General features: G+C 64.1%; 9 protein-coding genes and 1 pseudogene. 3 read left to right on the top strand and 7 right to left on the bottom strand.

All coding sequences use genetic code 11. The annotated features are described in order from the left end of the window. From ACIA8E_RS39595 to eccD, 6 genes are all read right to left on the bottom strand, one after another. Nucleotides 1-1,509 (bottom strand): AAWKG family protein (locus tag ACIA8E_RS39595; RefSeq protein ID WP_399306430.1); only part of this gene is annotated, 1,509 nt, incomplete at its 3' end. A 57-nt stretch (nt 1,510-1,566) separates the two neighbouring features. Next, nucleotides 1,567-2,022 carry a type VII secretion system-associated protein gene (locus ACIA8E_RS39590; RefSeq protein ID WP_399306427.1) on the bottom strand — a complete coding sequence of 152 codons (456 nt, stop codon included), beginning with the start codon at nt 2,020-2,022 and terminating at the stop codon, nt 1,567-1,569. 93 nt (nt 2,023-2,115) lie between these two features. Beyond that, nucleotides 2,116-2,421: a WXG100 family type VII secretion target gene (locus tag ACIA8E_RS39585; protein WP_399306424.1), complete on the bottom strand. Its 306-nt coding sequence runs from the start codon at nt 2,419-2,421 to the stop codon at nt 2,116-2,118. A gap of 39 nt (nt 2,422-2,460) precedes the next feature. Continuing rightward, complete coding sequence (locus ACIA8E_RS39580) at nt 2,461-2,730, bottom strand: hypothetical protein (protein WP_399306421.1); 270 nt, start codon at nt 2,728-2,730, stop codon at nt 2,461-2,463. A 362-nt stretch (nt 2,731-3,092) separates the two neighbouring features. Next, complete coding sequence (gene eccB, locus ACIA8E_RS39575; RefSeq protein WP_399306419.1) at nt 3,093-4,601, bottom strand: type VII secretion protein EccB; 1,509 nt, start codon at nt 4,599-4,601, stop codon at nt 3,093-3,095. 11 nt (nt 4,602-4,612) lie between these two features. Then, nucleotides 4,613-6,010: a type VII secretion integral membrane protein EccD gene (gene eccD / locus ACIA8E_RS39570; RefSeq protein WP_399306416.1), complete on the bottom strand. Its 1,398-nt coding sequence runs from the start codon at nt 6,008-6,010 to the stop codon at nt 4,613-4,615. 208 nt (nt 6,011-6,218) lie between these two features. On the opposite strand from eccD, the gene eccCa reads away from it, so the two are divergent. Continuing rightward, nucleotides 6,219-10,211 carry a type VII secretion protein EccCa gene (gene eccCa, locus ACIA8E_RS39565; protein WP_399306413.1) on the top strand — a complete coding sequence of 1,331 codons (3,993 nt, stop codon included), beginning with the start codon at nt 6,219-6,221 and terminating at the stop codon, nt 10,209-10,211. A gap of 21 nt (nt 10,212-10,232) precedes the next feature. Here the strand turns inward: eccCa and ACIA8E_RS39560 are convergent, their stop codons facing one another. After that, nucleotides 10,233-11,294, bottom strand: a complete 1,062-nt coding sequence (locus ACIA8E_RS39560; protein ID WP_399306444.1) for a S8 family serine peptidase — start codon at nt 11,292-11,294, stop codon at nt 10,233-10,235. A 3,223-nt stretch (nt 11,295-14,517) separates the two neighbouring features. Here ACIA8E_RS39560 and ACIA8E_RS39555 point away from each other — a divergent pair. Then, the gene (locus ACIA8E_RS39555; protein ID WP_399306410.1) at nt 14,518-14,949 is read left to right on the top strand and encodes a hypothetical protein; all 432 of its coding nucleotides are present in this window, start codon (nt 14,518-14,520) and stop codon (nt 14,947-14,949) included. Between the two features lie 531 nt (nt 14,950-15,480). After that, nucleotides 15,481-16,042 (top strand): annotated as a pseudogene (locus tag ACIA8E_RS39550) (hypothetical protein); the annotation flags it as partial.

The raw sequence follows: 16,042 nt of genomic DNA, 5'->3' as shown, positions 1-16,042 counted from the left end.
GCCGCCCTGACCGCCGCCGGCCCCACCTCCGCCGAGGCTGGGGAGGTTGCCGAGGCTGGGGAGGTCGCCGCTGGGATGGGGGGTGGAAATGTCCCCGCCGCCCTGACCCCCGCCGGCCCCACCTCCGCCGAGGCTGGGGAGGTTGCCGAGGCTGGGGAGGTCGCCGCTGGGATGGGGGGTGGAAATGTCCCCACCGCCCTGACCCCCGCCGGCCCCACCTCCGCCGAGGCTGGGGAGGTTGCCGAGGCTGGGGAGGTCGCCGCCGCCCTGACCTCCACCGCTCTTGGGGAAGGAAGCGCCTCCTCCTCCTCCGCCGGCACTGCCGTCATCACCTCCGCCGAGGGGTGCGGGAGGAGTGGCTGGGACAGTGAAAGCGCTATTCCAGATCGGATCGAGTTGTCGACTCCAGCCCTGGCCGAGCTCCTGAAAGGCTGCTCTCGAGGGAACGTCAAGGTTCGTTTCGACATTGTTCGTCCACCGGCGAACGGCCTCGTGGGCGATGCCCGTCCATGTCGAAATGTCCGACAGTTTCCCCCAGGCCGTTGTGTCACGAAAAGCCGGTGTGGTGCCGATCCATGACCGATCCGGGTTATTCCAGCCGTCATCGGGTAGGTCGCCTACATTACTGCGAAAAAGTATATTGGTGTAATTGTGATCCCAGAGAAATTGCAATGTTTCCATCATCACCTCCCACATCACCATTCGAGTGTCGCCATCCACCGTGGTGCTGCGACTTTCCCCGTCAGGAAAGGTGACAGTGATCGGTGCGGCAGAGCGAGTGATGTACTTACCGTACGCGTCTTGTATTTCCGTCAATGCCTTGTACAGTTCGACTTCAGCTCCGATGACTGAGTCTCCGTGCAATGTGCTGGATGTGTAATTGGTGGATCTCGATGTCTGCTCCGGCTGCCAATTCGCCGGCATCAGCGCAAGCCTGTAGCTGTCGTATTCCTCATGAAGATTATTTATGAGATTCCAGAAGACGCCCGCAGCCACACCGCCCCATGCATTATTTTCCTTGCCCAACGCCTCCGTCCACTGCTTTAGTGTCTCAGTGTGCGTCTTGAAGAACGTGCCCACCTGGTCGAATGATTGAGCCAGCGTGGTGAAGGATTTGAGGTCTATGCCTTTGGTAGCTCCAGGGGCTCCGTTTTCGGTGTCGAGAGAACCGTTAGTTGCGTATGGTTCGTTAAGCAGCATTTTGAGGGCCTCTTCACTGCGTTGCCAGTATTGAGCACCCTCCAACTGGTCGACGATGGTGACGGTGGCCTGATGCATGGTCACCTTGTCTGTACCATTTCGCTCGTAGAACTGGAACTGCCATGAAAGGCCGTTGTTGCTGATGGTGTTCGTGAAGTGATCTATGGCTGGGATAGTTTTGAGTTCGACTTTGATCCACGGTACGTTGCTGTCTCCATCCTTCACGCTCTTCGTGGTGATCTTATTGCGGTCGGGCAGTTGAAATCCCGTCAGCAACTGGATTATCTGTTCCCAATTTTCAGCGCCCACGTCGGATATCCTCCGGACCAGTTCTCACAGTTCAAACCCAGAGATCAACGATGCATTTCACAAACTGGGCGGAGTTGTGGCGGAGGGATACATCGCTCCCGCGTAAGGGCCGAGGAGCTCAAGGAACTTTGCGGCGTCGATGTCGGTGAGGTTTTTGTCTCTTGCGGACAGCATGTCGATAATTACATCGTGGAGTCCACGCTGCAGCTGAGAAAACCCTTCGAAATTTCTTGCGAGCACTGAATCGATAGTAGTGGCTGTTTTCCTGCTGTTATCCAAGAGCGGCTTGCCACCTGACCCCTCGTCGGCTGCCAGATCGCCGATCAGCAGTGGACTTGTGTGCGATACGTCGTACAGCGCCGGAGGCGTCTTACCCGGCGTCCGCAAATTGCGGACGTCCTCCGTGAAGGGTTTCAGGTCATTGTCGATAAAGGACTGCAGAGCGCGGCTGTCAAGGTGCTCCATGGTTGGCAGACCCGGGTCTTGGGAAGGATTTTCAGTCTCGCTGGGCATGTGATGGCCTCCTTGATGTGGTGGGTGATGGCTGGTGGCCCACCCCCGCTCGAGCTTGTGGGGGTGGGCCAGGAGCGGCAGGTGGTGCCGAGGTCAAAACTTGATCTCTTCGAATCCCTGCGCGTTGCGGTATACGGTCTGCTTATAGTTGTCCGAGATATCGTCGAGAGTCACGGCGTGCCGCTGGAGGATGAGGCTGAGGGAGCTGACCTCGCGATTCCATGTCGGCTGGACCTTATTGATGTAGATATCCCTGTCGTCTCCGAGCCAGTTATTGACGATCCCGCCGAGGGTGCCTTCCAGCTCGGTGACGACAGCGCTGATGGCTTGGGTCTCATTCAGCATTTCGTCGGAGAACGCCTTGGCCGCAGAGTGATTTATCCAGATGTCGCCGGCCATGTTTGCTCCTTGAGGTCGGGGAGGAGGGTTGAGGAGATGCTAGTTGGTCAGGTCGGAGTACACACCGTCGGAGACGCTGCCGTGGGTGATCAGATGCGAAAGCTTCTCGAGGGCGCCCGCATTGGCCTTCCCCGACGCCGCGGCGCTTTCGTTGAGGTGATTCTCCATGGCCTCGCAGGTGGCCTTGATGCGGTCCACCTCGCCCAGCCAGGTCTCCATGACCTGCTGGTAGGCATGACCGTCCTCTCCCTGGTAGTTGCTGCTCAGCGCAGCTACCGAATCCTGGACCCGTCCTTGCGACGCCGTCATCTTGCGACGTGCCTCTTCCAGTGCCTGGACGGCTTGGACGTATGTTTCCGTACTTGACTTCGAGGTACTGCCAGGCATAGGAGTGCTCATGCCGATGTCCTTCCGTAGCCGTAGCGGCACCGCTCGTGCTGCCGAGGCAACGACGCCGCAGTGGGTCGCTCATGCCCAGGAACAGGGGTCGGTGGCGCAGGAGAAACATGTGTACGGAAGCATAATTGGCACACCGACCCTTTTGCAATCACGTCCGCGAAGTCGAGTGTTCCCAGGGCGAGTTGGGTCTCCCGAGTGACATGTTTCCCGACTAAGAAGAACTTGGAGGAACCAGGACATGTGTCAGCAGACGTGTGTGGGTTGCCATCGTTTCACTGCGCAGTCTTGTTGGTTGCACAGCCGGATGCGTTGGTGGTGGTCGCCTGGCCCTGAAGAGCATCTGGTTGAGACAGATCGACTCCAGTAGGAAGCATGGCCAGCAGCGGTGATGGAATCCCGCGGGCACCGGCGGGGTCGTAACCCAAGGCCTTGGCCGCTGTGTCTGATGCGATGAGGTGCTTCACTCCAGCGTCGGTCACCAGATAGGTGGTGGCCCCGACTCGATCCCCGCTCGCGCCCAGCGCTCGCACGAGACTTCCGCCGTTCGGCGGTACTACGACGGTGTCGACAGGAAGGCAAGCGGCCATGGACTCCTTGGGGGCCGTGACCCCCCCGGCTTCGAACTGAGCATCGTGAGCCACGGTGATGCCGATCCGTCCGGCGACATCCGTGATCGGCGCATTTCCCTTGCTAGCGCCGGACTTGTGCCCAGCCTCGAGACGGACGCAGACCGCCTGGTTTGAAGATATTGGTACCAGCATGGGGGGTGCCGGAGGAAGGGAGCTGATCGCAGGACGCCCGTGTGGTGCCAGAGCCCAATTTAGCGAGTCTGCGGCGATCTGTATGGCCACCGGCGTCGAGCCCCCGTAGGACTTGGTCCGCTCGTCGGGGTCGCCCAGGGCGAGCGCCGCCTCGGTGATCGTGATCGGTACCAGCCCGGCCCGTTGCAGCAGGTAGTACTGCTTACTGGAGCCTGGTGTCTTCACTTCAAATACTTGGCCAACGCGTGTCGACTTGCCTTCCAACCTGGGGCCGATGGCCCCCCCCCCGGCCACTGCCGGCGCGGCCAGATCGGGGCCAGCAGGCAGGGAGTCAAGAAATGACACGGAAACCGCAAGAGGTCGCACGGTTCCGTAGCCCAGGGCGTCTGCTGCGGCCGAACCGGAGCCGAGCCGGAACCGGCTGCCATGCCACAACAGGTAGTACCTTTTGTCCGGGCTGCTGACCAACAGCGCCTGACTGCTGTCCAGTTCAACACCTGGCTCGTTTTCATCCACCACCAATGAGGTGGAGGGCGCAGGTCTGCCACTGTCAGTTGCGTCGGTCGCCGCACAGACTTCCCATGGTCCGATGTCAAGATTTTCTGTGGGAGGCAAGTTGTCCGGGGCCCCTGGGATGCCCACTGCGGAGCCGCGGGAGACGTCCGCCAGAGAGCGGGCAGGCACGTTGCGGGAGGTCATGGTTTCGCCCACGATCAGGCGTGCAGAGGAGTAATTGCGTACCGGGCGCAGTGCCCCGTCATACAGGTACCGGTTGCCAGTGTTCTGCTCGATGATCAGCGTCTTCTGGTCCTGCCAGGCGTTCGAGCCGCCGGGCGAGATGAATCCGTAGACCAGCGCGCCGACGGCCAGCACCGCTCCGATGACGCCGCCGATTGTCATTCCCTTGTTCGTGCGGCTGTTGGGTCCCTCCAAAATATCGGGGTCGGTCCGCATCAGACCGGAGGTGAGCCGGGACACGACGAACCGGTGAGCTTGGACCTGGTCGCGCTTGTTCTTCATGGCGCGCCGCCTCAGCCTTTGATTCCACGTAGATCTGCATACACGTTGAGAACCCAGAGCGCTGACGGAAGCAGCGCGATCGCCGCCGCGGACTGCAGCAGATCCCCGGCTCGCCCCCAGTAGGGCAGTAGGCGGTGTCCGGGCACGGTCCACGACACCACTGCAACTGCGACAGCTGCTCCCAGCAGCCCTGCCGCCATCCCCAACTGATCCTCGGCCTTGTGCTGCTGAGCCGCGCACACGGCGAGCAGAACAGCACCCAGCGCGCCTGGCAAGGTCAACGCCAGCCGCTGCCAGGCGTTGCCGAGTTGGCGGGCGTGCAGTACCAACACAAGCGCGAGTAGGCAACCGCAGAGCAGCTGGGGGGTGCGCGGCTGCAGGGCGAGTCCCGCGAGGCAGCAGGCGCTGATCACGCCTATGGCGACGTACAGCCCGGTCATCCAGCGGTCTGTGGCGGCCGATCGTGCCGTGATCTCTTCATTCGGATAGGGGTCGATGCCCTCTTGCAGCTCCCCTGCATTGGTGGGCAGGGGAGGCAGGCGGAATCCGGATAGCGAGAAGGACAGAATGGGAACGAAAGCACCAAAGATCACCGTGGGTAGCGTCACCGCCGCTGCAGCTTGGTCGAGGGTTCCCTCCACGAAGACCATTAGCACTCCGCCGATCACGCCTGCCAGCGCCACGACGATGCTGGACGCGAACGCGACAGGATGTGCGGCTACCACCGTCAGGGCCAGGGCGGCGGCTATACCCCACGCCGCAGATGCCGCGATACAGCGCGCACCACTTGTCCCGGCTCCCGGGGTGCCGTCGACCACGAGGGCCGCGGCCAGCGCGGCGAAGGGTCCTGTGATAAGTCCGAGTAGAACAGCGCCTGGCATGTCGTCCAGGACGCGTCCGGCCGCGCCCGCGCCCGCCAGTGTAAGGAGGGCAGCTCCCGCAGACAGAGCCGCCCGCGAGGGGCGCTCGCTCCCGGACAAGGCAAGCAGAATTAGAGCCGCCGTCAGCACGGCCAGAAGAACCGCCCGTAGAGACCAGCGGCTTGCGGCAGGGGACCAGGCGTGCGGCAGGTCGTGCACTACAGAGGAAACGCCGTCCACCAAGTTGTCGAACCGGACCGGCGGAAGCGCTTCCACCATCGGGCGCAGAATAAGCACTTCGCCATCGTTCAGGTGGAGCGACTCGGGGGTGCCTTCAGGGTCCAGAGGTGGCCCGCCGATGCGCTGTAGGACCCAGCCTCCGTGATCAAGGCCGGCTTCGGTGAGGTCTTCTCCTACGTGGCTCACGATCGCTGGCAGCAGGTCGGCGACAGGTATGTCGCCAGGTACCGCCAGGTCGAGGACCTGGTCAGGTCCCCTGACGGTGACCCGACACAAAGTGGACAGACCAGTAGCGGAGCTCTCGCTCATGAGATGTCTAGACCTTCCGTCTGCGTACGTCACATGTATGCGCTGGCACGTCCCGTGACCGGATGAGGGCGCAATCTACCTTGTGTGTGTGGCGGACAGGCGGCCGGATGCCCAATGATGTGCGCTGGTGAAGATGTTGACACGACACCAATTCATGGTGTGATGCCACTCGCGAACCGGAACCACCGAACTGCTCTGAGGTGACACGTTGAGTGTAGTGTTCTTCCGCCGGCCGGCCCGCCGCAGCGGTCACGAGATGCCGGAAGGCGAGGTGACGCTGCAGGAGCCTCCAGTCCTGGCGGAGCCAACTTCGGGCAGCGGCGCAATGTTGACCTATATCCCCATGGGGGTAATGTCCGGCGCAATGGTGCTGCTGTACATTCGTCCTGGATCCACCTCCAGCCCGATGACGTATCTGGTAGTCGGCCTGATGGTGGTGGCCATGGGCGCGATGGTAGCCGGGCAGACCATGCGCACGGGCACTGAACGCAAGGCGAAACTCAAGGGCGCCCGGCGTGACTACCTCCGCTATCTAAGCGGGGTACGACGCCGCGTGCGGGCCGCTGTGGCACAGCAACAGCGTGCGCTGATGTGGCGTCACCCGGAACCCGCCGGTCTGTGGTCTTTCGCCCGTACGTCCCGGCTGTGGGAACGTCGACCCGACAACGACGATTTCGCTGAGGTCCGTATAGCCGTTGGAGAGCAGCGGCTCAGTCTGCGACTTTCGTCCTCGGCGCAAACTCCCATTGAGGACCTCGATCCACTGACCGCGCATTCCCTGCGCGCCTTTATCAAGGCCTACTCCACGGTTCCCGAACAGCCGATTGCACTGTTTCTGCGGACCTGGGCCCGGGTTCTGGTGCGGGGCGACAGGAAACAGACTGCTGGCATGGTGCGCGCCATGATCGCGCAGCTCGCGGTGATGCACGCGCCGCAGGACATGACGATCGCCTTCTGCGTATCGACGGAACATCAAGCTGAGTGGGACTGGGCGAAGTGGCTGCCGCACACGCTGCACCCGGATGAGAACGACGGAGCGGGCCCCGTCCGGCTGATCACCAGCACGATGACGGAATTGGAGGATCTTCTGGGTGAGGAATTCACCGAGCGTCCTTCCTTCGATCAGAATGCGGTGCCGTCCCAGAGCGAGCCATACACCGTTGTGGTCCTCGACGGCGGTCAGCTGATGTCCGGACACCGCCTCGACCGTGCAGGAATCCGCAATGTCATCGTCATCGACTTGTCATCTTCCCTTAGCTGGCGACCGGGCCGGACTGTACTGCGACTGGACCTGAACGCTGGTGAGGTGCGTCTAGTGCGCACCGACCGGAACCGCAAGGACTCCTTCACCGCGCTCGGCCGCGCCGACACGATGGGGGTCTCCTCCGCCCGCGCGCTGGCTGCAGTGCTTTCGCCGATGCGCACCGGCAACACCACCGAAGTGGCCCGGCCACTGGAGACCGACATCCAGCTCACCACGCTGCTCGGCATTCCCGATCTGCATCGGCACGCGCCGGACGCGTACTGGTCACGGCGCTCGTCATCCGACAGCGATCGCTTGCGCGTGCCGATCGCAGTGGGAGCCGACGGGCGGCCGGTTGAACTGGACATCAAGGAGTCCTCGCAGGGCGGCATGGGACCACACGGCATGCTGATCGGTGCCACCGGCTCGGGGAAGAGCGAGCTGTTGCGCACCCTGGTGCTGGCTTTGGCCCTCACGCATTCGTCGGAGACGTTGAATTTCGTTCTGGTCGACTTCAAGGGTGGCGCGACGTTCCTCGGCTTGGACGAGCTTCCGCATACATCCGCAGTGATCACAAACCTGGCCGACGAGGCGGCCCTGGTATCCCGCATGCAGGATGCATTGCACGGCGAGATGATCCGCAGGCAGGAGCTGCTGCGCGCAGCCGGCAATTACACGTCTGCGCTGGAGTACGAACGGGCCCGCGCAGCAGGAGCGCCGATCGCGCCGATGCCAAGCCTGTTCGTGGTGGTCGATGAATTCAGCGAACTACTTGCAGCACACCGAGAGTTCATGGATCTCTTTGTAATGATCGGGCGTTTGGGTCGTTCCCTTGGCGTACATCTCCTGCTGGCGTCGCAGCGGTTGGATGAGGGGCGGATGCACCAGTTGGAAAGCCACCTGTCCTACCGCCTGGGTCTGAGAACGTTCTCAGCGATGGAGAGTCGTGGCGTGCTCGGCGTCCCTGACGCGTATGAACTGCCCCCCCAGCCTGGCAGCGGATACCTCAAGAGCGGAATCGAGGCATTGTCCCGATTCAGGGCCGCGTATGTGTCCGGTGCCTACCGGGAGCGATCCGGCGCTCTGGCCCAGGCTCAGGTGGCAAGCCAGGTCGTTCCATGGACAGGTCAGTGGGTGGAATCGCGTCAGCCCGATCCTGTCGCGAGCCCTTCGGCCGGGCAGCCACGCGATCTGGGGATGTCCGAGCCGGAGGCAGGGGAGAACTCCTTGCTGGCCCTCGCCATCGGGCGGCTCCGCGACGCCGGACCACCCGCCCATCAAGTGTGGTTGCCACCGCTGCACCTGCCTCCCACACTTGACAGGCTCCTGCCTCCGCTGTCTCCTCACCCGGTCAATGGCCTGACCACCGTGGACTGGCCATCGCGCGGTGCCCTGTCAGTTCCTGTCGGCATCATCGACCGTCCGTTCGAACAGAAACGTGACCTGCTCACCGTCGACCTTTCGGCAGCCGGCGGCCACGTCGGCATCGCAGGCGGCCCGCAGAGCGGGAAGTCCACAGCCGTGCGCACTCTGATCGCCGCGCTCGCCCTTACCCATACGCCTCTTGAAGTGCAGTTCTACTGCTTGGACTTCGGTGGCGGATCGCTGGCTGCGCTAGCCGGTCTCCCGCACATCGGTGGGGTTGCGGGACGGCTGGAGCTCGAGCGCGTCGGCCGCACGCTGGCAGAGGTCACATCCCTGCTGGCCCGCCGGGAGCGTTTGTTCCTGGAGCACGGCATCGATACCATGGCGACGTTCCGCAGGCGTCGTGCCGCGGGCGAATTTTCCAACGAGCCGCACGGCGACGTTTTCCTCGTCATCGACGGCTGGGCCACGGTTCGTCAGGATTTCCAGGACCACGTCTCGGTGATCAATCAGATCGCGGTCAGCGGTCTCAGTTACGGCATTCATCTAATTACGACCACGGCCCGATGGGTTGAGCTCTCGTCGGCGGTCCGCGATCAATCCGCGACGCGGCTCGAACTGCGGATGGGCGACCCTTTGGACTCTGTGGTCGATATGCGCCGCGCTGCCAGCGTACCCAGAGTCCCTGGCCGCGGTCTCGTCGTCGACAGCAAACTCCACTTCCTGACAGCTCTGCCTCGCATTGACGGAGTGGAAAGCGCCGGTGACCTCGCCGATGGGGTCAGTGATCTGGTCTCGACCATCGCGGAGAGTTGGACAGGGCCCCTGGCTCCGCCGGTGCGGATGTTGCCCACCATGTTGAGCGCCGCGAAGCTACCGCGCGATCCCGATCCTGCCAGGCGGCTTCGGATTCCGATCGGCCTCGAGGAGACGGAGCTGCAAACTGCGTGGCATGACCTAGCCGCAACGCCACATCTGGTGGCTTTCGGCGACAGCGAAAGCGGCAAGACCAACCTGCTACGCCTGTTCGCCAAGTCCCTCAGCGAGCGCTTCACACCCGCCGAAGCGCAGTGCATCGTCGTTGACTTCCGCCGTGACCTGGTTGAGGCGATTCCGCAGGAATACCGGCTCGGCCACGCGGTTTCCGTGGATCAGCTGCGGGAGCTCATCGACGGCGCCGCCCGCGCGCTGAAAACTCGCGCTCCTGGGCCGGAGATCACGCCGTCGCGCATGAAGCAAGCCGACTGGTGGAAGGGCCCCCGTCTGTTTGTGCTGGTCGATGACTACGACCTTGTGGCGTCGCCGATGCAGAACCCCTTCGAGCCATTGATGCAGCACCTGCCTCTCGGCTACGAGGTGGGCTTCCACATGGTGGTCACCCGCGCCGCGGCAGGCGCCATGCGAGGCATGAACGACCCGCTTGTTCGTCGGCTGCTGGAGGTCAACTCACCAGGTTTGCTGATGTCCTGCCCACCGGCAGAGGGCTATCTGTTCAATAACATCAAGCCCCGGCTGCTGCCGCCAGGCAGGGGTATGTACGTCACGCGTCGAAGCACAGTGCAAATTCAGACGGCGCTGCTGGAACAGGGGTAGGTTCCGAGCCGTTCTGAACGCTCAGGCGCTGGCGGCCTGCTTCCGGCGCCTGAGCAGTCCCGTAGCGGTCAGAATCAGGGCTGCCGTTGCCGCGCCTCCGAGCAACTTGAAGGCGCGGTGGACAGAATGACGGTCCTTCACCTCGGGGTGGAGTTCAATCGCGGCGCTGGCGCCAACGGAGGCGGGGAGCTCGTCGGGGAGCACCGCGGCAAGCGCGCCGTATGGGTCCAGACGTGGCTGTGGAGCTGGATAGGCAGAGGACTTGAGGCGAACGGCGACCTGAGAAGCGGTCAAGGAGGGCTCGTAGGCGCGCAACAGTGCGGCAGCGCCAGCCGTGAAAGCGGCCGCTATGGATGGACCGTTACCAAGGAAATGACCGTGTCCCTCCGGTCCGATGCCTGCTATGCCCTGACCAGGTGCCGAGAGATCGGCACGGGCCGGCTCTGCACCGACATCCGGTCGGGCCCCAGTGACATCCACGTCCACGACAGATAGCACGCCGGACCAGGCGGCGGGCCACACCCGAATGTGGGGAGGGGCCTCATCGGTCGCCCCCCGCGGTGCGGCGAACTCGTCTGGCAGCCCGGGGGCGACCACAAGGACATCATGTTGGGCTGCGTAGGCGAGTGCGGAAACCATAGCCGGAGTCCGCGCGGAAAACGTAAGGGACACATCGATGACAGTGGCACCGTGGTCGGTGGCAGCACGTATTCCCGCAGCCACTCGGGCCTCGTTCGGGTTGCCGTCCCTGTCCAGACCGGTGATCGCAAGGATCCGGGATTCGGGAGCCACGCCGCTGACGCCCGTGTCGGCTGTAGGGGCGGCCGCAATGACGCCAGCAATGAAGGTTCCGTGGCCGACACAGTCCTCGCCTGCGGCGTCCACCGCGGTCACACGGCCCTTCAGGGCCGGAGCGTCCTGTGAGACCCCGGTGTCGATCACTGCGACGGTTACTCCGGCGCCGCTCGTCAGCTCTTGGGCTCGGGGAAGGCCGAGGCTCTGCTGGGCCCAAGGGATGCTCGGAAATACCGAGGGGGAGGCCTTCGTGCACGGGTTGTTGCTCCGGTCCAGCAGACTTGGCATCGCTGGAAGCCGCAGTGCCGCCGGACTAGAAGTTGCAGTGGGCGAAGGGGTGCGTGTGGTGTCCGCCGCGGATGATTCCACGGCAGATCCGGTGAATCCGCAGCTGATTGCCAGCGTTGACACCATCACGATCCGCCACCGCGCGTGCGTGGTCGCATGCGTGCGGTTGTCCATGCCGTCTCCGTCCTTAGGGTGTCAGCGCCTTAGGGTGTCAGCGGCTCTGTGGTTTAGCGGTCGTCGCCGGGAGCCGAGCCCCTGAACGGGCCGTATGCTACGGCCTCCAGAGTCCCCGCTCGGGAGAGCTACGTCATCAAGAGGGCCGATCGACGGCATCGTCCACGCGTTCCCCTCTTCCTAGCAGGAGAAACTACATGGTGTTCGTGGAGGCACCGAAGGGGGCATCAAATGTGTGCGATTGGTGGGGTATGAGGCGTGAATGCCTGTGCCGTTGGGTCGCTGCCCGATGTGTCACGGCCGTAACAAACATTTCTCGGGTTGCGGGTCACATCTTCGTTGGTATCTTCTCGTGGGTAAGTTCATGTGCCGTACCAGATATGCCACTTCACATTTGGGCGCGAACAGCCGCGCCGACTCAGCGATCCGATGATCTCCGGGTATCGCGAACGCAGAGTCGCTGTGAACAGGAGATGCGCGCGAAAAGGAGGGCATGGTGAGTACCCGTTTGACACGCCGTGACAGCGCCCGAACCGCTCGTAGCGGAGCCACCGCTGCTTTGACCGTTACGGGAAGCCGTGGGGTTTACGTCGTGCACCGGGCGGGACCGTTGCCGGATCACCTTGCCGAAGCTGCCCGGGCCCTGACAGGCACCAAGGCGAAGAACCAGGCGACGGTGCTCGTCGGTGCTGGCTTTGACGGGCCTGATCTGTTGTGCGACGCCCTGGGTCCGGCCTTGCAGGAAAGTATCGGTGCCGGCGTGGTCCAGGTGCGTTTGGTGATGTCACGGGGTGCGGCCGAGACCCCAGATCAAGCGGCTGTTGCACGGCTGCTCAGTGAGCGTTGGAACGCTGAGGTGGTCGCACCGGCAGGGGCCGTGCTGATCGCGCCGGGCGGAACGCTATTCGCACCTGAAGGAGCCGACACTGTCGGCGGATGGTGGATGTTCCAGCGAGGCATGCTGCCTCGCTTCGTTGGCACGCGGCTGCCCGAGCCGTCGTGGCAGGATGCCCTGGCACGGGTCGCCCCCGACACCGCTCAGGGTTATATCATCCGTCACATTCCCGCAGGACTGGCAGTTTGGCCCGCCAGTGCGTCGGCGGAAGGCGTGGCCGCCTTGGAGTATGCGGTGCCCGTGGGTCTCGCCGGCCCGGTCCTCCTTGTCGGTACCCCAAGTGCAGCTCCCGTGTCTGCGGACGCGATTGCGGACATCCTGGCTGCCCTGCCGGCGTCAATCCGCAGCACAGTACGGCTCCTACCCGGTGACGGTCGCGACCTGCTGCCGACTGGTCAAGAAGCCGCCGACCTTCTCGGAATCGAAGTCGAGGTCGCAAGCGGACTTCCGCTGCTCGGCGACGAGGCGGAGGCCCATGGGTCTCCCTGGGAACAGCCACTGCATGCCGGATCCGCTCGCATGGTTCTGGTTGATAGCCAGGGAAATCCGTCGTGGCGGCCCTACATCGAGTCCGTCACCTGTTCGCCCGGTTCGGCAGTCCCCCGCATATCCTCCTGGCGACCGCCGATCGGCGGGTTGCGACCAGCCCGGGACTCCGGTGTTCTTCACCTCGACAACACCTGGCAGATCGCTGTCACTCGGGCTGGGCTCTGGATCGGTACAAAGTCCACGCCGATTCCGCGTCTGGTGGCCGAACGCTCCCCGGAAACGGACCAGATGTCCATCGACGTGGGCGTTGCCGGCCAGCCTCTCGACGATTCCCTTCCTGCGGCTCTGGAACGACTGCTGGCGTCGCTGCAGGAAGATGCTAAGAACTGGACAGTTGTCCAGATCCATGGTCAGTGCTCCCCTGATGCGCTTCGCGAGTTGCGACGCCTCGTCGTCCGCCACGGATTGGCTCTGTCTGCACGGGGATGGCGTCCGGCGGCAGTGGCGGAGCGTGAGGCTTCTGTGACGGCCGCTGAGGGCACGATCGCCTCCCCGGCGTCCCCGTCGGAACCGATGGCCCACAACAGGGCAGTTGCACGAATACCTGAGCCTATGCCACCGCAGATGATCTCGTTGGCCGCGATGTCACCAGCGAGCTGGGATCAGGCCGTTGCGTCCAAGATGCCGGCCGGGGACGCACCGGGCCCCCCGGAAGCGGAGGACGTGGCACTTCTCGCGGCCACTCCGACGCAGCAGAAGGAGTCAGGGCCACCTGCCCCTGTACAGGTACCGCTGGTCATACCATCTCACTCTCTGATGGCCACGGCGTCTGAAGTTGCGGCCCTTGGCCCCGTCGAACCGACCATCCGAACCGCCGCTGATAACCAGGGGGCTGCGGTCGCGCAGATCTCCGCGATAGATGCCATCCTCCCCTCTGCCGTCAGTCAAACGAACGTCGGAACTCTCCCGGAACCCCGAGAGGAAGACAGGCCGCAGACATCTGTTGGAGCGGTCTCCGCCCCCCAGGGTGGGGAACGTGAACCTCTTCCGCGCTCCAGCTCATCCTCGCCGCCCCCGATGGATTCGCCGTCCCTGAGTGGTGAAGAGTTCGTCGCTCGAGAGGCTACCGAGACCCGAACCACAACAAATACCCCGGTTCACCCCGGTGCCGGACCACCTGCCGCAATTGCGCACACCGAGGGCGAGAACGTCGGGGAGGCTCTGCTGTCGCCGACGACAGACCCAGCGGATAGCGAAGCATCTCAGCACCCAGAGACGGCTGTGGCGAGGATGCGGCCTATCGAGTGGGTACCAGTCCGGCCTGGACATCGCAGCAGGCAACCTGACTGGAACGCTGCCCGGGTGCGCCTGGGGGGCCATTGGGACGGGCACTGCGCCGCCGTAAGCCGGATAATGACCCGTATTCCAGCGCTGCGCACACAGCATCCGGACGAGCCGATGGCGGACCTGGCGGCCCTCCACGCGTATTTGACGGCGGTCGGTGAGGACCCGTGCGGCCCGCGAGGTCTGCGAACGTGGCTGGATACGGGCAGCGGCGATGCGGTGTCGTTCTTGACTTGCTTGGCCTCAGGCCTGAGGCGTCTGCCCTCCTACCGCGGGGCTGCGATTCGCCGGGCCGGCGCTTCTCTTCAAGAGGACATACCGGTGGCCGGTGAGGAACTGGGTTTGGATCTACCGGTGAGTGGCCTGGCCGTGGACAAGAAATATCCAGCCCTCATGGACCATCACTACCTCATCTGGTCCATGACGGGTCGTCGCGCCAGCTCGTTGTTGAACGAGGTTGACGCGGCAAACGAAACTGCACCTACCGATGAGATCGTGTTCGCCCCCGGAACTCGCCTGCGCGTTCTGGCCACCGAGCATCGGGCCGGCGCCACCGTGGTGATGCTGCGCGAACTGCCCGAGTCGGCGCCCTTCGCTCCTCCAGGTGTCCTGGAGGACGCGGACAACGCCGCGCTGGTACGTCTCTCCGCCGTCGCGAGCGACCCCACCCCGGCGGCCTTGGCGCGGGAGTGGACCGACAGGGGCATTGGCGACCTCGGCGTGCTCAGACTCACCGGACAAGTTGGTTCCTGAGCAGCCGAAAGGGGCTGCCGGGCCATGCGTCGCTCGGCCCCCACCCGTAATACCACCATCAACGGCAACACTTGAGGAGCACGGATGGCCTTGATCCAACCGGTGGGCGGCCCCCCGCCCACCGCCGGGGCGACCCCGCCCAACCCCACGCGGCAAGTTCGCCGGGCGATAGCCATGCCCCTAAACGACGAGGACCCCGGCGGCAGCGCCGCGTCGGCGACCATAGCCACCGCCCAATCTCCCCGCTCGGCCACGACAGCCACGGCGGCTGCGTCGGCAGCGGGCCCTGGCACCAAGCCCCCTGCCGCGCCCGTTGCCCCAGCTGAGGGAATTCACCCCGGAGGCAGTCTCACCGGACCCCTGTTCCGTCCCGATGCCCAGCGGCAACAGGAAACCGGCGCCGCCGCCACTCCGGCCGCCTGGGCGGACGAAACAGCGTCGGCCATCGCTCTGGCTGCGTCAGCCGACGACGGATCCGGCAAACCGCCGCGCGCTGCATCCAACGGATCCAAACTCGGCCGGTGGCCGCTGATGACGGCCGCCGCGTTCGCCGGAGCCGTCCTGGTGTCCGTACCATTCGTACACCACAAGGACAAGGACACAACAAACTACGAAGGCGCCGCGAGCTCCCTGCTGCTGGCGAAACAAAACTCTCCCGAAAAGGCGCCGCACGGGGCGCCTGATACCGACGGCAGCTATTCCACCCTCCCGTCTTGGGACACCGATGGTGGTGGAGTACCGCCTCACCCGCCAGGGATGCTGCAGGAGGTGCCTGACACCAAGGCGCCGCTGCATCCAGCGAAGGGCTCGCCGACGTCTCGCGGCGACATGCCGGAGCGCTTGCCGCAGGGCACGCTCACGCGGCCTCCCGCGCACCCGCTGCCCGTACCCCACGGCGACCTGCCGCGCCATTCGGTGAAGGATGTGCCCGCGCCTGTTGCCGTCCCGGTCCATCACGCGAAGAAGAAAGCTCTGCCGGCACCGGCACCGGCACTGGCGAAGAAGAAAGCTCTGCCGGCACCGGCACCGGCACTGGCGAAGAAGAAAGCTCTGCCGGCACCGGCACCGGCACTGGCGAAGAAGAAAGCTCTGG

This window comes from Streptomyces sp. NPDC051664, assembly GCF_044453545.1.
Taxonomy (GTDB): Bacteria; Actinomycetota; Actinomycetes; order Streptomycetales; family Streptomycetaceae; genus Streptomyces.
The sequence above is the reverse complement of the archived record's forward strand: the minus strand, read 5'-3'. Positions and strand labels throughout refer to the sequence as shown.